Genomic DNA, 14,287 nt, shown 5'->3' with positions numbered 1-14,287 from the left:
CGGCCGCGGCCGAAGCATCCGCCGGCACATGCAAGCCCTGTCAGTGCGCGGTGACGAAGCCCGATTCGGCGCCCCAGCGGATCGCGGCCCGGTTCAGCACGACGGCTTCCGCGTCGGCCAGCCAGCCGTCGGCATCGGCGAGGCGCCACATGGCGCCCAGCAGGTTGCGGCGCAGTTCGGGCGCGTCGACGTCGTCGAGGAAGGCATCGATCGTCGCCGTGTCGACGTGCACGTTGCCGTGGTGCGCCGTCGCGAGCAGGTCGTTGCACAACTCGTGCAGGACGGCGTCGAACTCGTCGTCCTCCAGCGCGATGTGGTCCAGGATCCGCGAACGGTAGACGGCCTTCAGCTCGCTGAGGGCGACGTTGCCGTCCACGATCATCGTCAGGGCCAGCAGGCGGCCGGCGGCGCGGGGGCTGTTCTTGGGGTATGAGCGCATTTCGGTTCTCCAGTAAAAAGACATTAGTTGGCGTCGTGCTTGCGCGCGACGTACAGGCTGGCGATACAGCTGCCGGCAATGAGCACGGCGACGACGGTCAGCGACGCCTGCACCGGCATGTGATACCAGGGCATGATCAGCATCTTCGCGCCGATGAAGGTCAGCACCATCGCCAGGCCGTACTTCAGCAGGTGGAAACGGTCGGCCATGTCGACGAGCAGGAAGTACAGGGCACGCAAGCCCAGGATCGCGAACAGGTTCGACGTGAAGACGATGAACGGGTCCGTCGTGATGGCGAAGATCGCCGGGATCGAGTCCACCGCGAAGATCAGGTCCGTCGCTTCGATCAGCAGCAGCACGAGGAACAGCGGCGTCACGTAGCGGAGCCCGTTTGCGGCCACGAAGAATTTCTCGCCATGGTCGCCTTCCGCCACGCGCAGGTGCTTGCGCGCGAAGCGCATGACGGGACTCTGCTTGACGTCCGGTTCCTTGTCGGCCGCGACCAGCATGCGCATGCCCGTCAGCAGCAGGAAGGCGCCGAACACGTACAGCACCCAGCTGAATTCGCTCACGACCCACGCGCCGGCGCCGATCATGACGGCGCGCATGACGATGGCGCCGAGGACGCCGTAGACGAGCACCCGGCGCTGGTATTGCTGGGGTACCTGGAAGGCGGTGAAGATCATCAGGAACACGAAGATGTTGTCGACCGAGAGCGCCTTTTCGATGAGGTAGCCGGACAGGAATTCGAGCGCCTTCTGGTCGGCCACGTCGGCGCCGACCGTCGTCTTCAGGTACCACCACAGGCCGCCGTTGAACAGCAGCGCCATGCTGACCCATGCTATCGACCACAGGCCCGCTTCCTTCACTCCCACCTTGTGCGCCTTGTTGCCGCCGAACACGAACAAGTCCAGCGCGAGCATCACCAACACGAACCCGACGAAACCGGCCCACATCGGGCCGCTCGCAATAGTCTCGATTCCGTTCATCATCGCCCTCCGGTCATCGTTGCCGTTGATTTGAACGTTCACTATAGACGCCGGTTAAAGATCGGACTAATCGTGTTATCTTTCATCATTCATCGACTTTCTCGATGTGTTTGGACGCCATGAGCTCACTCAACTACAAGCATTTGCGCTACTTCTGGATGGTGGCAAAGACGGGCAGCATCGCCACGGCCGCCGCGCAGCTCCACCTGACGCCGCACGCGATCTCGGGGCAGCTGTCCGAGTTCGCCGCCACGCTGGGGGTGCAGCTGTTCCGGCGCGCCGGGCGCAACCTCGAGTTGACGGAGGCCGGCCGGCGCATTGCCCGCTCGGCCGAACAGATTTTCACCGCCGGGGATGAATTGCTGGAACTCGTGCGGAACAGCCGGCTCGCGTCGCCGCAGCCGTTTCGCGTGGGCTGCGCCGATTCGGTCTCGAAACTCATCGCGTGCAGGCTCGTGGAGCCGGCCCTGAAGCTGGAGGAGCCGGTTCGGCTCGTATGCCGCGAAGGCCGCCTCGACAACCTGCTGGCCGACCTGGCCGTGCACCGTCTCGACCTCGTCATCGCGGACCGGACGATCCCCGCGCACTTCAGCGTGCGCGCCTACAACCACCTGCTGGGGGAAAGTTCGATGACGGCGTTCGCCACCGCGGACCTGGCGGCCCGGCTGGGGCCCGATTTTCCGGCGTGCCTCGACAATGCGCCGGTCCTGTTCCCCGGCGAGGATGTCGCGATCCGGGGCCGTCTGCTGCACTGGCTCGACAGCGCCGACATCCACGTCCGGGTCATCGGCGAGTTCGACGACAGCGCGATGATGCAGGCATTCGGCCAGTCGGGAGCAGGGGTGTTCTTCGCGCCGACGGTGATCGCGGCGCAGGTGTGCGACCAGTACCAGGTCGCCGCGCTCGGCACGGTCGATGCCGTGGTCGAGCAGGTCTACGCGATCACGACCGAACGGCGCATGAGCCATCCGGCCACGGTCGCGATCGGCGCGCTCGCGCGGGACATGCTGTTCAGGGCTTGATGTGCGGCTGGGTGGCGCCCGGGTTCAGGATCTGGTTGGTGTCGATCTGGTCCTTGTTGATCACCTGGGGGGTGCCGGTCTGGTGGCGGCGCGGCAGCATGCTGCCGGTGGGCGCTTCGCGGTCCTCGCGCGCGAGTTGCGGGCCGTCGCCGGTCGGCGCTGCGGCGCAGCCGGCCAGCATGCATGCCGCTGCCGCGGCGATCAGGAGAGGTTTCATCATGCCTGGTAGTCCCTGGTTTTTTGGTTTGGGTCTCGCCAATATAGTCGCGATATCGGATGAAATCTGTCATCGATTTGTCGCCGCGGCCTCCGCAAGAATCCAGTCCCGCACTGCCGACAGCGCGCGGCTGTCCGCGCCGGGCCGCGCCAGCAGCCAGTAGCCGTGATCGGTCGTCACGGGCGGCCGCGCCGTCGCCACCGCGAGCTTGCCTTCCGCGAGCAGGTTGCCGACCAGCGCCAGGCGGCCGAGCGCGACGCCCTGTCCGGCCAGCGCCGCCTGCACCACCTGGTCGTACTGGTTGAAGAGCAGGCGGCCGTTGCCGGACGTCCCCGTCTTGTGGCCGGCGCCGCGCAGCCAATGCTTCCACTGCAGCCAGGGCCGCGAACTGTCGTCGTAATCGATCAGCACGTGCCGGCGCAACTGGGCCGGCTCCTCGATGGCAGTCACGCCCAGCGACGGGTGCGCCACGGGCACGAGGATCTCGCTGAACAGGCGGGCCGCGCCGCCCGGCGCCGCCGCGTCGGGGCAATAGCGGAGGGCAAGGTCCATGCCGTCGCGCTGCAGGTCCATCACGCGATTGGTGGCGGCGACGCGCACGTCGATGTCGGGCGCTCCGCGCTGGAAGGCGCCCAGCCGGGGCAGCAGCCAGAGGGCGGTGACGCCGATGGTGGCCGTGATCGTGATGCACGGCCGCGCGGCGGGAGGACGCAGCGTACCGATCACGGACCCCAGCTGTTCCAGCATCGGATCGGCATTCCGGAACAGGTGCCGGCCCTCGGGCGTGAACTCGATGCTGCGATACCCGCGCACGAACAGGCGGCAGCCGAGGGCCGCTTCCAGCGCCTGGATCTGGCGGCTGACGGCGGACTGCACGATGCACAAGTCCTGCGCGGCCAGCGTGATGCTCATGCGGCGGCCCACTGCGATGAAGGTGCGCAGCAGATCCAGCGGCGGCAGGTCGATCAGGCGGTTCGGCATGGGCAGGGTCCTGACATGCCGATCCGGCATGCGATGCGGTCATTTTAAACGTTTGATGGGCAGGCCGCGACAGCTTGTAATGAAGATTCTTCGCCACTTCATCCAAGGACCCAGCATGCATCCGGCCACCGTCGACGCGACACTCGAGTACCTGCAAAGCGCAGACCGCAAACCCGTCACCTGGATGCTCGCGCCGCCCGGCGGGCATGCGTGGGACACCGGCGATTACGCATCCATGCCCGTGACGATCCGCGACGGCCGCGCCGCCGGCGATCCGCCCGCGCTCGACCGCGAAGGCTTCCAACTGTGCAGCGCTCCGAGCGCGATGCCGTCGTTCGCCGGGCGCGACGCCATCGAGCGCGTGTACTACCGCGAGATGGAGGCACTGGCGCGGGCCGTCACCGGCGCGCGCCGCGCCATCGTGTTCGATCATCTCGTGCGCCGGCGCGATCCCGGCACCTTGACGCCGTTCGGCGCGCGCGACGGCCAGCGTCCCAGCACCGCCACGCGCGTCCATTGCGACTTCACGCCGGCGTCGGCGCAGCGCAGGCTGGCGCTCGAGATGGAAGCGCACGGCTTCCGGTCGGCCGCGCGCCATGCGATCCTCAACCTGTGGCGTACGACCAGGCTGCCGGTGCTGGACGCGCCGCTGGCGGTCTGCGATGCGCGCACCGTGGCGCGGTCGGATCTCGTGGCGGCGGACATCGTCTACCCGACCCGCACCGGCGAGATCTTCGAAGTGCTGCACAACCCGGCCCACGCGTGGACGTATTTTCCCGCGATGCAGTTCGACGAGGTGCTGGTGTTCAAGCAGTACGATTCCCTGGACGGCATGCCATGCTTCACGCCGCACGCCGCGTTCGCCCATCCGGACACGCCGCCCGGCACGCCGCCGCGCGAGAGCATCGAGATCCGCTGCCTTCTCATCTTCGACTGACAGGAGCCGTACATGAATGCGATCGAATTCTGGTTCGACTTCGGCAGCAATTACAGCTACCTGGGCATGATGCGGATTCGTGGTCTCGCGGCCGCTGCGGGCGTGCGGGTGGTGCCCAGGCCATTCCTGCTCGGGCCGATCTTCAAGGCGCAGGGGTGGGAGACGTCGCCGTTCGTGCTGCAAGAGGCCAAGGGGCGCTATGTGTGGCGCGACATGGAGCGGCAGTGCGCAAAATACGGCTTGCGCTGGCGGCGCCCGTCCGTCTTTCCGCGCAACGGGTTGCTGGCTGCGCGGGTCGCGTTGCAGGCGGAGGGGACGGCGTGGGAATTCGCATTCTGCGAGCAGATCATGCTGGCCAATTTCGCGGATGACCGGGACATCGGCGACGAGGCGGTCATCGGCGCCATTCTTGCCGGGCTTGGCGTTGAGAGCCGTGCGGTCATCGAGGCGGCGCGGTCGGACGCGTGCAAGTCCGCGCTCCATGCGCGCACGGCGGCGGCCCAGGCCCGCGGCATCTTCGGCGCGCCCACGTTCTTCGCGGGCGGCGAGATGTTCTGGGGGAACGACCGGCTCGAGGACGCGCTACGGGAACAAGCGCTGCGCCACCGCCAGCACGAGCGCCAGGGCCGCGAGGGCAACCAGGACGCCGGCCCAGCCGGGGTGCCCGAAGTTGAGCGTCCAACCCATCATTAGCGTGGCCTTGGGGACCAGCAGGCGCGTGTCGCGCTTGCTGGCATACAGGCCGAGCGGGCCGCGCCAGGTCCAGTTGGCCGGATTACGCCATTCGATCTCATTGATGTCGTCCTGCTTCATCTCCGCCGCCCCGATCGGACAATTTCATTGGCACGATTGGCGGAAAACATGCGTTTCCGCGATTTTTGGCATTCGATCCATAGCATACAATCTCCCGCGACCGCTTGCATCATTCAACGTGCCAACAATAGGAACACCATGAAACTTGGGAAGTGCATTCTCGGGGCGACATTCGCCGCTGTCCTGGCGAACAGTGCCGCCGAGCCCGTACAGGCGCCTGCAAAGTCGACGTTCAACTGGACGTCGAGCGCACCGCTGATATCGCCTCAACCGGCTGCAGGCCAGACGATTTACGGTGTAAAAGACCCGTCGATCGTGTACGTGAACGGAAAATATCACGTGTTCATGACGACCGCCGGCTCCAAAGGCTGGGGGCTCGCGTACACGAGCTTCGGGAAATGGACGGAAGCGGCGTCGGCAAAGATCGTCCCGCTCGACAAATCGCCAATGGGCCCGGGTTACCGCGCCGCGCCGCAAGTATTCTATTTCGCGCCGCAGAAGAAATGGTATCTCGTCTACCAGGGCGGCGACCCGTTGTATTCGACGTCGGACGATATCGGCGATCCGATGTCGTGGAGCGCCCCGAAACCGTTCTTTTCCGTCGTCCCGGACATCGTCAAGCCACCGCAAGGGCATGGCTGGCTGGACTTCTGGGTGATCTGCGACGACAAGAAATGCTATCTGTTCAATACCGACGACCATGGGCGCTTGCTGCGCTCGGAAACGGGGTTGAGCGAGTTCCCGAACGGCTTCCGCAATACCGTCGCGGTGATCAGCGAAAAGACCGAGGATGTATTCGAGGCCAGCAACACCTACCGGATCGCGAATTCGGATACGTACATCACGCTGGTGGAGGCCATCTCGCCGAAAGGGCGCTACTTCCGCATCTGGAAGAGCGATCGCCTGGATGGGAAATGGGAGCCGTTTTCGTCCGCGCCGATGAATACATTCGCCGGTAGCGATAACGTCGAACCGCTGTGGTCCGAAGGCATCTCGCACGGTGAAATGATCCGGACGAATGCCGACCAGACGATGACGATCGATCCTTGCCGGCCTCTCGAATATCTTTTCCAGGGCAATGACCCGAAAGTGCGCGTGGACGATTACATCAAGCTGCCGTATCGCCTTGGTGTCATCACCGCGAAAGGCGACAATCCGGTGAGCGCACTCTGCCGCCGGTAGGGCTTCGACTACCCGCCCAGGTAACGCCGCTCGAACCGCGCACCCAGCCGCGTCAGCAGTTCGTAGCCGATCGTCCCGGCCTCCGCCGCGACGACGTCGACATGCTGGTGCGGCCCGAGCAGTTCGACGGTCATGCCCGGCTGCAGGCGCGCGTCCGGAATGCCGGTGACGTCCAGCGTGATGCTGTCCATCGACACGGTGCCCGCGACCGGCACGCGCACGCCGTCGATATACGCGCTGCCGCGGCCGGACAGGGCGCGCAGCCAGCCGTCCGCATAGCCGATGGCGATGGTGGCGATGCGGCGCGTACCCTCCGCCACATAGCGCGCGCCATAGCCGACGGCGGCGCCGGCTTCGATCGTCCGTACCTGCACGATGCGCACGTCCAGCGACACCGCCTGGCGCAGCGGGTTCACACCGCCCGGCTGGGGATTGATGCCGTACAGCGCGGCGCCGGGGCGCACGAGGCCGTAATGGAAATCGGGCCCGAGGAAGACGGCCGACGAATTCGCGAGGCTGGCGCGCATGGCGGGAAACTGCGCGCGGATGGCGTCGAAGCGCAGGCGCTGGTGCTCGTTCATCGGGTGGTCCGGCACGTCCGCGCAGGCCAGGTGGCTCATCAGTAGGACCGGGTCGAACGCGGCGAGCCAGTCGCGCGGTTCGCCCAGCGCGGCGAGATCGGCGGGCGCGAGGCCCATGCGCGACATGCCGCTGTCGACCTGCACCGCGGCCGCGAGACGGCGGCCGACGCGTGCGCACAGGGCGCTCCATTCGCGCACCTGCCCCGGGTCGTTCAGCACCGGCGTCAAGCCGTGTGCGAGGAAGTCGGCGGCGGTGCCGGGCGGCGGGCCATGCAGGACGTAGATGGTGCTGTCGGGCGGGACGATGTCGCGCAGGCGGATGCCTTCGTCGACGTGGGCCGTGAAGAACACGCGGCAGCCCGCGCGCACGAGCACGGGCGCCACGCGCGCCATGCCGAGACCATAGGCATCGGCCTTCATCACGCCGGCGACGACGGCGCCGCCCGCGCGTTGCGCCAGCAGGCGGTAATTCGCCGCGATGGCGTCCAGGTCGATCGTCAGGACGGCGCCGGCACGGGCGGCGTGGGCCGGGGGGACGATGTGCGAGGGATGGGCGACCGCGTTCATGCCTTGGCCAGCTCCGCGCGCACGTTCGCGGTCCGGGTGCCGGCATAGCGGAACACGGCCAGGTCGTCGGCGTGGATGGCCGGAACCTTGCCGCTCACCAGGTCGGCGATGACGCTGGCCGAGCCGCACGCCATCGTCCAGCCCAGCGTGCCGTGGCCCGTGTTGAGGAACAGGTTCTTCAGCGGCGTCGCGCCCACGATCGGGGTGCTGTCCGGCGTCATCGGACGCAGGCCCGTCCAGAACGTGGCGCGCGCCACGTCGCCGCCGCCCGGGAACAGGTCGTTGACGACGAGTTCCAGCGTCTCGCGCCGGCGCGGATTCAGCACCTTGCTGTAGCCCGCGATCTCCGCCATGCCGCCGACGCGGATGCGGTCGTCGAAGCGGGTCACGGCAATCTTGTAGGTCTCGTCGAGGATCGTGGAGACCGGTGCCCTGGCCGCATCGACGATCGGCACGGTGATCGAATAGCCCTTGAGCGGATAGACCGGGACGCGGAATTGATCCTTCAGCAGCAGGCGCGAATAGCTGCCCAGTGCCAGCACGTAGCGGTCCGCCGTCGCCCGGCCCCGCTCCTGTCCTTTCCTCGTGTGCACGCCAACGATCTGGCCGTTGGCGATGTCGAGGCGCTCGATCGCGGTGTCGAACTGGAAGCGCACGCCGAGGTCGCGCGCCATCTGCGCGAGGCGCGTCGTGAACAGCTGGCAGTCGCCCGTCTCGTCGTTCGGCAGGCGCAGGCCGCCGACCAGCCTGTTGCGCACGTTGCCGAGTGCCGGCTCGGCCTGCGCGAGCTGTTCGCGGCCCAGCACCTCGAACGCCACGCCGGCTTCCTTGAGCACCTCGATGTCCTTCGCGGCGCCGTCGAACTGGGCCTGCGTGCGGAACAACTGCAAGGTGCCCTGCTGGCGGCCTTCGTAGGCAATGCCCGTCTCGGCACGGAGCGCACGGATGCGATCGCGGCTATATTCCGCCAGGCGTACCATGCGTTCCTTGTTGACGGCGTAGCGGCCGGCGTCGCAGTTCCGGTACATCTCCCACATCCACTGGAGCTGGAACAGGGAGCCGTCCGGCTGGATCGCCAGCGGCGCGTGGCGCTGGAACAGCCATTTGAATGCCTTCAGCGGAATGCCCGGCGCCGCCCACGGCGACGCATAGCCCGGCGAGATCTGGCCGGCGTTGGCGAAGCTGGTTTCGAGGGCCGGACCCGGTTGACGGTCGATCACGGTAACGTCGTGGCCGGCCTTGGCCAGGTAATAAGCGGTGGTCACGCCGACCACGCCGCTGCCGAGTACGATGACGCGCATAGTTTTCCTTGTGTCTCTGTTATTCTAGAATTAGAAGATGTTTTTATTGTAGTAGTAGGAATGCGATAATTGTTTCGGTTTACCATTAACTTTTCAGTGAAAAATCATGCGCGTGCAAAAAGACTCGAACCGTGTGCTGGACCGCATCGACCTGCACATCCTCTCCATCCTGCAGGACGACGGCCGCATCGTGATGAAGGACCTGGCCGAGCGCGTCGGCCTGTCGCTGACGCCGTGCATCGAGCGGGTCAAGCGCATGGAGCGCGACGGCGTCATCGCCGGCTACCATGCGCGTGTGGCGCCGCGGGCGCTGGGGCTGCAGGTCCTCGTGTTCGTGGAAATCACGCTGCGCCAGAAGTCGGAGCAGGCGTTCGAGCGCTTCCGCCGGGCGATGCTGGCGATTCCCGAGGTGATGGAATGCCACCTCGTGTCAGGCGATTTCGACTACCTGATCAAGGCGCGCATTCCGGAGATGACGGAGTACCGGAGACTACTGGGCGAGATCCTGCATGTGGCGGACGGCGGCCAGTCGAAGAGTTATGTCGTGATGGAAGAGGTCAAGGAGACGCTGGCGGTGTCGATCGCGCGCTGACGGCGGGAGAAGATGAGGTATGGATGGCAATGCGCCATGATAGTATCGACACACCGAGCTGGCGCTGAGCGAGCTCTTGCACGGTCAGAGGATAATGGGATGTGGACGAGAGAAGCCGAAGCCCTTCTTGTGGATTCATTAGCGGATGCAGTGGCACATCACCGCCCTCCGGCATCGGATCGGGAAGCCGATGTGTATCGGCTTTCGGCACAACTTTTAAGGACGAGGTATCGAGTGGCAGCCGATTTTCTCGACGCGGCATCTCGTCGGTTCTATGAACAAGCGGCTGTCGTACCCCGTCCGTTCCCGAAGGTCGTCAGTGACGGTCTCGTGGCGGATGTCCCGCGCTTGCGGCAGTTGCTGGAGAAACGCATGGCCGGGGTGCGCACGTGGTGACTCCGGTCGAATTCGCGACCCATACCGAATTGGCGGAGGGGCTGCGTACGCTCATCCGGGAGCTCGAAAAGCGCACTGCTTTGCGTGAGCCGATCAATATGGTCATCGCAGGGGGAATGGCGATTCATTTGTACACGGCCGCGCGGGTCACGACCGATGTCGATGCGGAATTTTCTAAGCGGATTCTTTTGCCGGCCGATCTTATCGTCGAGACAAAGAACGGCGATATGCTTTATCTCGATCCAAGCTACAACAGCAGTTTCGCGCTGATGCATGAGGACTACCTGCAGGATGCGGTCCCAGTACCGATCGGAACTGAGTTCGTCCACGTCTTTGTCCTGAATCCACTCGATCTCATCATCAGCAAAATCGCGCGCTACTCCGGGCCGGATGCGCAAGACATCGCGGAGATCATTTCGCGTTTTCGGATTTCCGCTGACGAGATTCAACGACGCGCCGAAGAAGCGCTCGGGGGATATGTCGGGAATACGGACTGCCTTCGTATGAATTTGCGCGATGTCCTTGCGACCGCTGATCGGTTGACAAGAGGTTCCGGGTCCTGATGGGAACCTGAGCGACAAGCCTTGGAGCACCTGCGGAAGCGCTGAACAAACAGGTTGTGCGTCCGATTCAATGCGACAAAACCAGCGGCGGATATGACGGTGGTCAGAATCACTTATTTTTCACGCGTGTCGATGTCCTCGTCGGACGAGCCGAAGCACTGCTGCGCGATGTACATGCCGGCATCCTGTCGATAGCGTCGGGTCGTTGAGCGGACTCTTGGGTGGCTCCATCGTCACTCCGCCCGATACAGCGGCAACGCCAGCTTCACCGGCCGCACGTCCATCCGCACCCGGTACACGGAATAGGTATCGGCCCGGTTCGACGTCCAGCCCTCGCTTTCCGGCGTGCGCGTAAAAGTGAATTCGAAGCCGCGGTCGGCCGCGGCGCCGGCCGGGTCGCCGAACGCGATGCCCGTGGCGCGCGCCTGGTCGCTGTCGCACAGCTTCATCAGCAGGTCGGCGACGGCCGTGTTGCCGAGGATGTCGGCGGCGAACAGCGGGCCCCGGTACGACGGGTCGGCCGGGTCGACTCTTTCCTTGTCCGGACCGGGCGTGAAGCGGCCGCTGGCCGGGTCGTAGCGGTCGCCGCTGTCGAGGTAGCTGATGCGGGCACCCGTGACGTTGAAGCCGGTGCGCGCGGCGTCCACGCTGGCCTGGCCGAGGTCGAGCAGCAGCGCGCCCTTGTAGCCGATGACGGCGATCGACCGGTCCGGTGCGACGACGGCCGCCGTGTTCTCGTCGATGCCGAGGCCGAGTTTGTAGTGCTTGGCGAGCATCGCGGGCAGCATGCGGGCGAAGCGGCCGCGGATCAGCAAATGCTGGTCGACGAACACCTCGTCGCCGATGAAGCCGAGGCCCGGCGCGATGTCGCGGCCGTCCGTGATGCCGTCGCGCAGCGTGGGCAGCGGGGCGCGGCCTTCGTAGAACATCGTCTTGCTCATGATGGCGGCGCCGGCGCTCGTGCCCGCGATGACGCCGCCGCGCCGGTACAGGTCCCACAGCGCGTCCAGCACGGCGCTGTTGCCGCCGTCGGCGTGGCGCAGCGCGGCCGTGATGCGGCCCTGGTCGCCGCCCGTGAAGAACGCGCCCCCGGCCGCCCGCACGCTGGCCGCCAGTTGCGGGTCGTCGGCGGCCCGGCGCGCGTCGGTGCCGGCCAGCCTGGCGGCCAGCGGTACGACGAACGGGCGGGCGCCGTAGCTGGCCAGGATCTCGGCCGTCAGGCGGCCGGAGCGCTCCGGGTTGCCGGCCGCCGTCGGGAACACGGCGATGCGCGCGCCGCGGCCGCCGGCAAGCTCGACGATCTTCTTCCACACGGAGGCGTTGTCGGCCCGCAGCGCGCCGCCCGCGATCACGAGCGAGCCCTTCGCGGCGCCCGCGGGTGCCTGCGCGTCCGCGCGCGCGGCGGCCGGCGCCAGGCCGAGGCTCAGTACGAAAGCGAGGGGCAGGGTCGGAAAACGGATCGCCATGGGGGTCGTCTCGATGCGGATGGGGATACGAAGCATGATACCCGTGCCCGGCCTTGCGGCCAAAGCCGGTATCATCGGGGTATGCATTCAGACTGGAGCCAGTATGTTGATCGTGACCCACAGCGGTAAATTCCACGCGGACGACGCGTGGGCGGTAGCCGTGCTGTTGCTGTTGTATCCGGACGCGGAGCTCGTCCGCACGCGCGACCCCGCCATCATCGCGCGGGCCGACGTCGCCATCGACGTGGGCGGCGAGTGGAACCCGGCCGCGGGCCGCTTCGACCACCACCAGAAGGGCTTCGACGGCGCCCGCGTCAGCGGCGTACCCTATGCCAGCGCCGGCCTCGTGTGGCGCGAATACGGCGCGCGCTGCGTGGCGCTGCTGGCCGAACGGCACGCGGGCTACAGATTGTCGGAGGAGGGTGCCCAGCAGATGGCGTATGCGATCGATGCGGACGTCGTGCAATACCTCGATCTGTCCGACGTGGGCGCGGCTCGCAACGCCCCGGGCAGCTACGGCCTGTCCGCGATCGTCTCCGGCTTCAACCCGAACTGGCTCGACGAGCAGCGGCTCGGCTATGGCCCGGCCGCCGAGGCCTACCGCGACGAGCAGTTCCGGCGCGTGCTGGGCCTGCTCACGGACCTGATGATCAATGCGGTCAAGTACCGCGTCGGTGCGCAGCTCGCCGTGGAGCAGGTGCGGCATGCCGAGGTGCTCGAAGGCGGCCGCGTGCTGTACCTGAAAAATGCCGCACTGCCGTGGACGGCCATCGTGCGCAAGGAGATGCCGAAGGTGCTGTTCGTCATCAGCTACAGCCTGGCCGAGCAGCGCCACATGATCCACACGGTGCCCGTCAGCGCGGAAAGCTTCGACGCGCGCGCCGACCTGCCGGCGGCCTGGGCGGGCCTGCGCGATGCCGACCTGGCCGCCGTCACGGGTGTGCCGGATGCCGGTTTCTGCCACAACGGCCGCTTCATCGCCGCCGCGAAGTCGTTCGAAGGCATTCTCCAGATGGCGCGGCAGGCGCTGCGGGAAGTGGATGCGCAGGCCTCGACAGCGTGATCAGCCGTTACGATTTCATCAAACGTGTGTGGTTTTTTGGTGCGAAATCACTAAAATGTGACGGAGATTCTTGCTGGTCTTTACACCGGCACGCGGTTCGCGTCTAGAATTTCCCAAAAGAATCAACCTTTTTGGGATGGGACATGAAATCGGTTCAGCAGGAAGTCGACGAGCGCAGCAACCTCACGGGCACGAACAAATTCGAGCTTTTGCTTTTCCGTCTCGGCGGCGACGCCAGCGGGGAGCACAGCGAGCTGTTCGGCATTAACGTCTTCAAGATCCGCGAGATCGTCGCCATGCCGACGATCACCAAGGTAGCCGGCGCGCCCGATCACGTCATCGGCGTGGTCAACCTGCGCGGCCAGATCATCCAGGTCCTCGACCTGCCGGGCATCGCCGGCGTCACGCCCAAGACCGGCCTGAACATCATGCTGGTGACGGAATTCGCGCGCACCACGCAGGCGTTCGCCGTCGAGAGCGTGGAAGAAATCGTGCGCCTCGACTGGACGCAGGTGATGTCGGCCGAGACGAGCGCCGGCAGCGGCATGGTCACGAGCATCGCGCGCCTGGAAGCGGTGGACGGCCAGCCGGCCCGCCTGGCCCAGGTACTCGACGTCGAGACGATCCTGCGCAAGCTGAATCCGGAAGCGCAGACCGGGAACATCGAACATGCCGTCGGCGCCAAGATGAAGCTGAAGCCGGGCGCCGTGATCCTGGCCGCGGACGATTCCGTCGTCGCGCGCGCGCTGATCGAGCAGGGCCTGGACGCGATGGGCCTCCCGTTCGTGATGACGAAGAGCGGCAAGGAATGCTGGGACCAGCTGAACCATATTGCCGCCGCGGCGGAAGCCGAGGGCAAGACCGTGCACGACAAGGTCGCCCTCGTACTGACCGACCTCGAGATGCCGGAAATGGATGGCTTCACGCTGACCCGCAACATCAAGTCGAACGCGCGCTTCGGCAACATGCCGGTCGTGATCCACTCGTCGCTGTCCGGCACGACGAACGAGGAACACGTCAAGAACGTCCGCGCCGACGCCTACGTCGCCAAGTTCTCGGCCGAGGACCTGTCGCGCACCCTGCGCACGCTGCTGCGCCAGTAATTCCTCGTTCACGCGGTGCCGGCTTCGCCGCCGGCACCGTGCTGCATCGCCCTTCTGAGTTGTTGTCGGGCAACA

At 66.1% G+C, this 14,287-nt stretch carries 15 protein-coding genes; 8 read left to right on the top strand and 7 right to left on the bottom strand.

The annotated features are described in order from the left end of the window. Positions 1-40: 40 nt before the first annotated feature. A complete protein-coding gene (locus tag ACEN98_RS32420; RefSeq protein WP_413388940.1) occupies positions 41-439 on the bottom strand; it encodes a TerB family tellurite resistance protein in 399 nt (132 codons plus the stop codon). 23 nt (positions 440-462) lie between these two features. Then, positions 463-1,428, bottom strand: a complete 966-nt coding sequence (locus ACEN98_RS32415) for a TerC family protein (RefSeq protein ID WP_413389123.1) — start codon at positions 1,426-1,428, stop codon at positions 463-465. Between the two features lie 119 nt (positions 1,429-1,547). On the opposite strand from ACEN98_RS32415, the gene nhaR reads away from it, so the two are divergent. Continuing rightward, positions 1,548-2,450, top strand: a complete 903-nt coding sequence (gene nhaR, locus ACEN98_RS32410) for a transcriptional activator NhaR (protein WP_413343525.1) — start codon at positions 1,548-1,550, stop codon at positions 2,448-2,450. On the opposite strand, the gene ACEN98_RS32405 is transcribed toward nhaR, so the two are convergent. Next, complete coding sequence (locus ACEN98_RS32405; protein ID WP_413388939.1) at positions 2,440-2,670, bottom strand: hypothetical protein; 231 nt, start codon at positions 2,668-2,670, stop codon at positions 2,440-2,442. The genes nhaR and ACEN98_RS32405 overlap by 11 nt on opposite strands. Positions 2,671-2,736: 66 nt before the next feature. Then, positions 2,737-3,648 carry a LysR substrate-binding domain-containing protein gene (locus ACEN98_RS32400; RefSeq protein WP_413388938.1) on the bottom strand — a complete coding sequence of 304 codons (912 nt, stop codon included), beginning with the start codon at positions 3,646-3,648 and terminating at the stop codon, positions 2,737-2,739. Between the two features lie 115 nt (positions 3,649-3,763). On the opposite strand from ACEN98_RS32400, the gene ACEN98_RS32395 reads away from it, so the two are divergent. The 3 genes from ACEN98_RS32395 (at position 3,764) to ACEN98_RS32385 (ending at position 6,580) form a co-directional block, all read left to right on the top strand. Further along, positions 3,764-4,585 carry a CmcJ/NvfI family oxidoreductase gene (locus tag ACEN98_RS32395; RefSeq protein WP_413388937.1) on the top strand — a complete coding sequence of 274 codons (822 nt, stop codon included), beginning with the start codon at positions 3,764-3,766 and terminating at the stop codon, positions 4,583-4,585. 12 nt (positions 4,586-4,597) lie between these two features. After that, a complete protein-coding gene (locus ACEN98_RS32390; protein ID WP_413388936.1) occupies positions 4,598-5,278 on the top strand; it encodes a 2-hydroxychromene-2-carboxylate isomerase in 681 nt (226 codons plus the stop codon). Positions 5,279-5,446: 168 nt separating this feature from the next. Further along, the gene (locus ACEN98_RS32385; protein ID WP_413388935.1) at positions 5,447-6,580 is read left to right on the top strand and encodes a non-reducing end alpha-L-arabinofuranosidase family hydrolase; all 1,134 of its coding nucleotides are present in this window, start codon (positions 5,447-5,449) and stop codon (positions 6,578-6,580) included. 8 nt (positions 6,581-6,588) lie between these two features. On the opposite strand, the gene alr is transcribed toward ACEN98_RS32385, so the two are convergent. Next, positions 6,589-7,728 carry an alanine racemase gene (alr, locus tag ACEN98_RS32380; RefSeq protein ID WP_413388934.1) on the bottom strand — a complete coding sequence of 380 codons (1,140 nt, stop codon included), beginning with the start codon at positions 7,726-7,728 and terminating at the stop codon, positions 6,589-6,591. Then, positions 7,725-9,029, bottom strand: coding sequence for a D-amino acid dehydrogenase (locus ACEN98_RS32375; protein ID WP_413388933.1), 1,305 nt, complete (start codon positions 9,027-9,029; stop codon positions 7,725-7,727). Before ACEN98_RS32375 ends, alr begins: the two co-directional genes overlap by 4 nt. A 106-nt stretch (positions 9,030-9,135) precedes the next feature. Between ACEN98_RS32375 and ACEN98_RS32370 the strand changes: the two genes are divergently transcribed. Together ACEN98_RS32370 and ACEN98_RS32365 are read left to right on the top strand one after the other, a co-directional pair. Next, complete coding sequence (locus tag ACEN98_RS32370) at positions 9,136-9,621, top strand: winged helix-turn-helix transcriptional regulator (RefSeq protein ID WP_160410490.1); 486 nt, start codon at positions 9,136-9,138, stop codon at positions 9,619-9,621. 389 nt (positions 9,622-10,010) lie between these two features. Then, complete coding sequence (locus ACEN98_RS32365; RefSeq protein WP_413388932.1) at positions 10,011-10,580, top strand: DUF6036 family nucleotidyltransferase; 570 nt, start codon at positions 10,011-10,013, stop codon at positions 10,578-10,580. A gap of 233 nt (positions 10,581-10,813) precedes the next feature. On the opposite strand, the gene ACEN98_RS32360 is transcribed toward ACEN98_RS32365, so the two are convergent. After that, on the bottom strand, positions 10,814-12,082 hold the full coding sequence (locus ACEN98_RS32360) for a cyanophycinase (protein WP_413388931.1): 1,269 nt from the start codon (positions 12,080-12,082) through the stop codon (positions 10,814-10,816). A 67-nt stretch (positions 12,083-12,149) separates the two neighbouring features. Here ACEN98_RS32360 and ACEN98_RS32355 point away from each other — a divergent pair, with 67 nt between their 5' ends. Beyond that, complete coding sequence (locus tag ACEN98_RS32355) at positions 12,150-13,109, top strand: MYG1 family protein (RefSeq protein ID WP_413388930.1); 960 nt, start codon at positions 12,150-12,152, stop codon at positions 13,107-13,109. Positions 13,110-13,252: 143 nt separating this feature from the next. Then, positions 13,253-14,212, top strand: a complete 960-nt coding sequence (locus ACEN98_RS32350) for a chemotaxis protein (RefSeq protein WP_413388929.1) — start codon at positions 13,253-13,255, stop codon at positions 14,210-14,212. The last annotated feature ends 75 nt before the right edge of the window (positions 14,213-14,287 follow it).

The sequence above is a fragment of the Massilia sp. CT11-137 genome, from assembly GCF_047302885.1.
GTDB lineage: Bacteria > Pseudomonadota > Gammaproteobacteria > Burkholderiales > Burkholderiaceae_D > Telluria > Telluria orientalis.
Note: the sequence above shows the minus strand (reverse complement) of the source record. Positions and strands in the feature narration are given on the sequence as shown.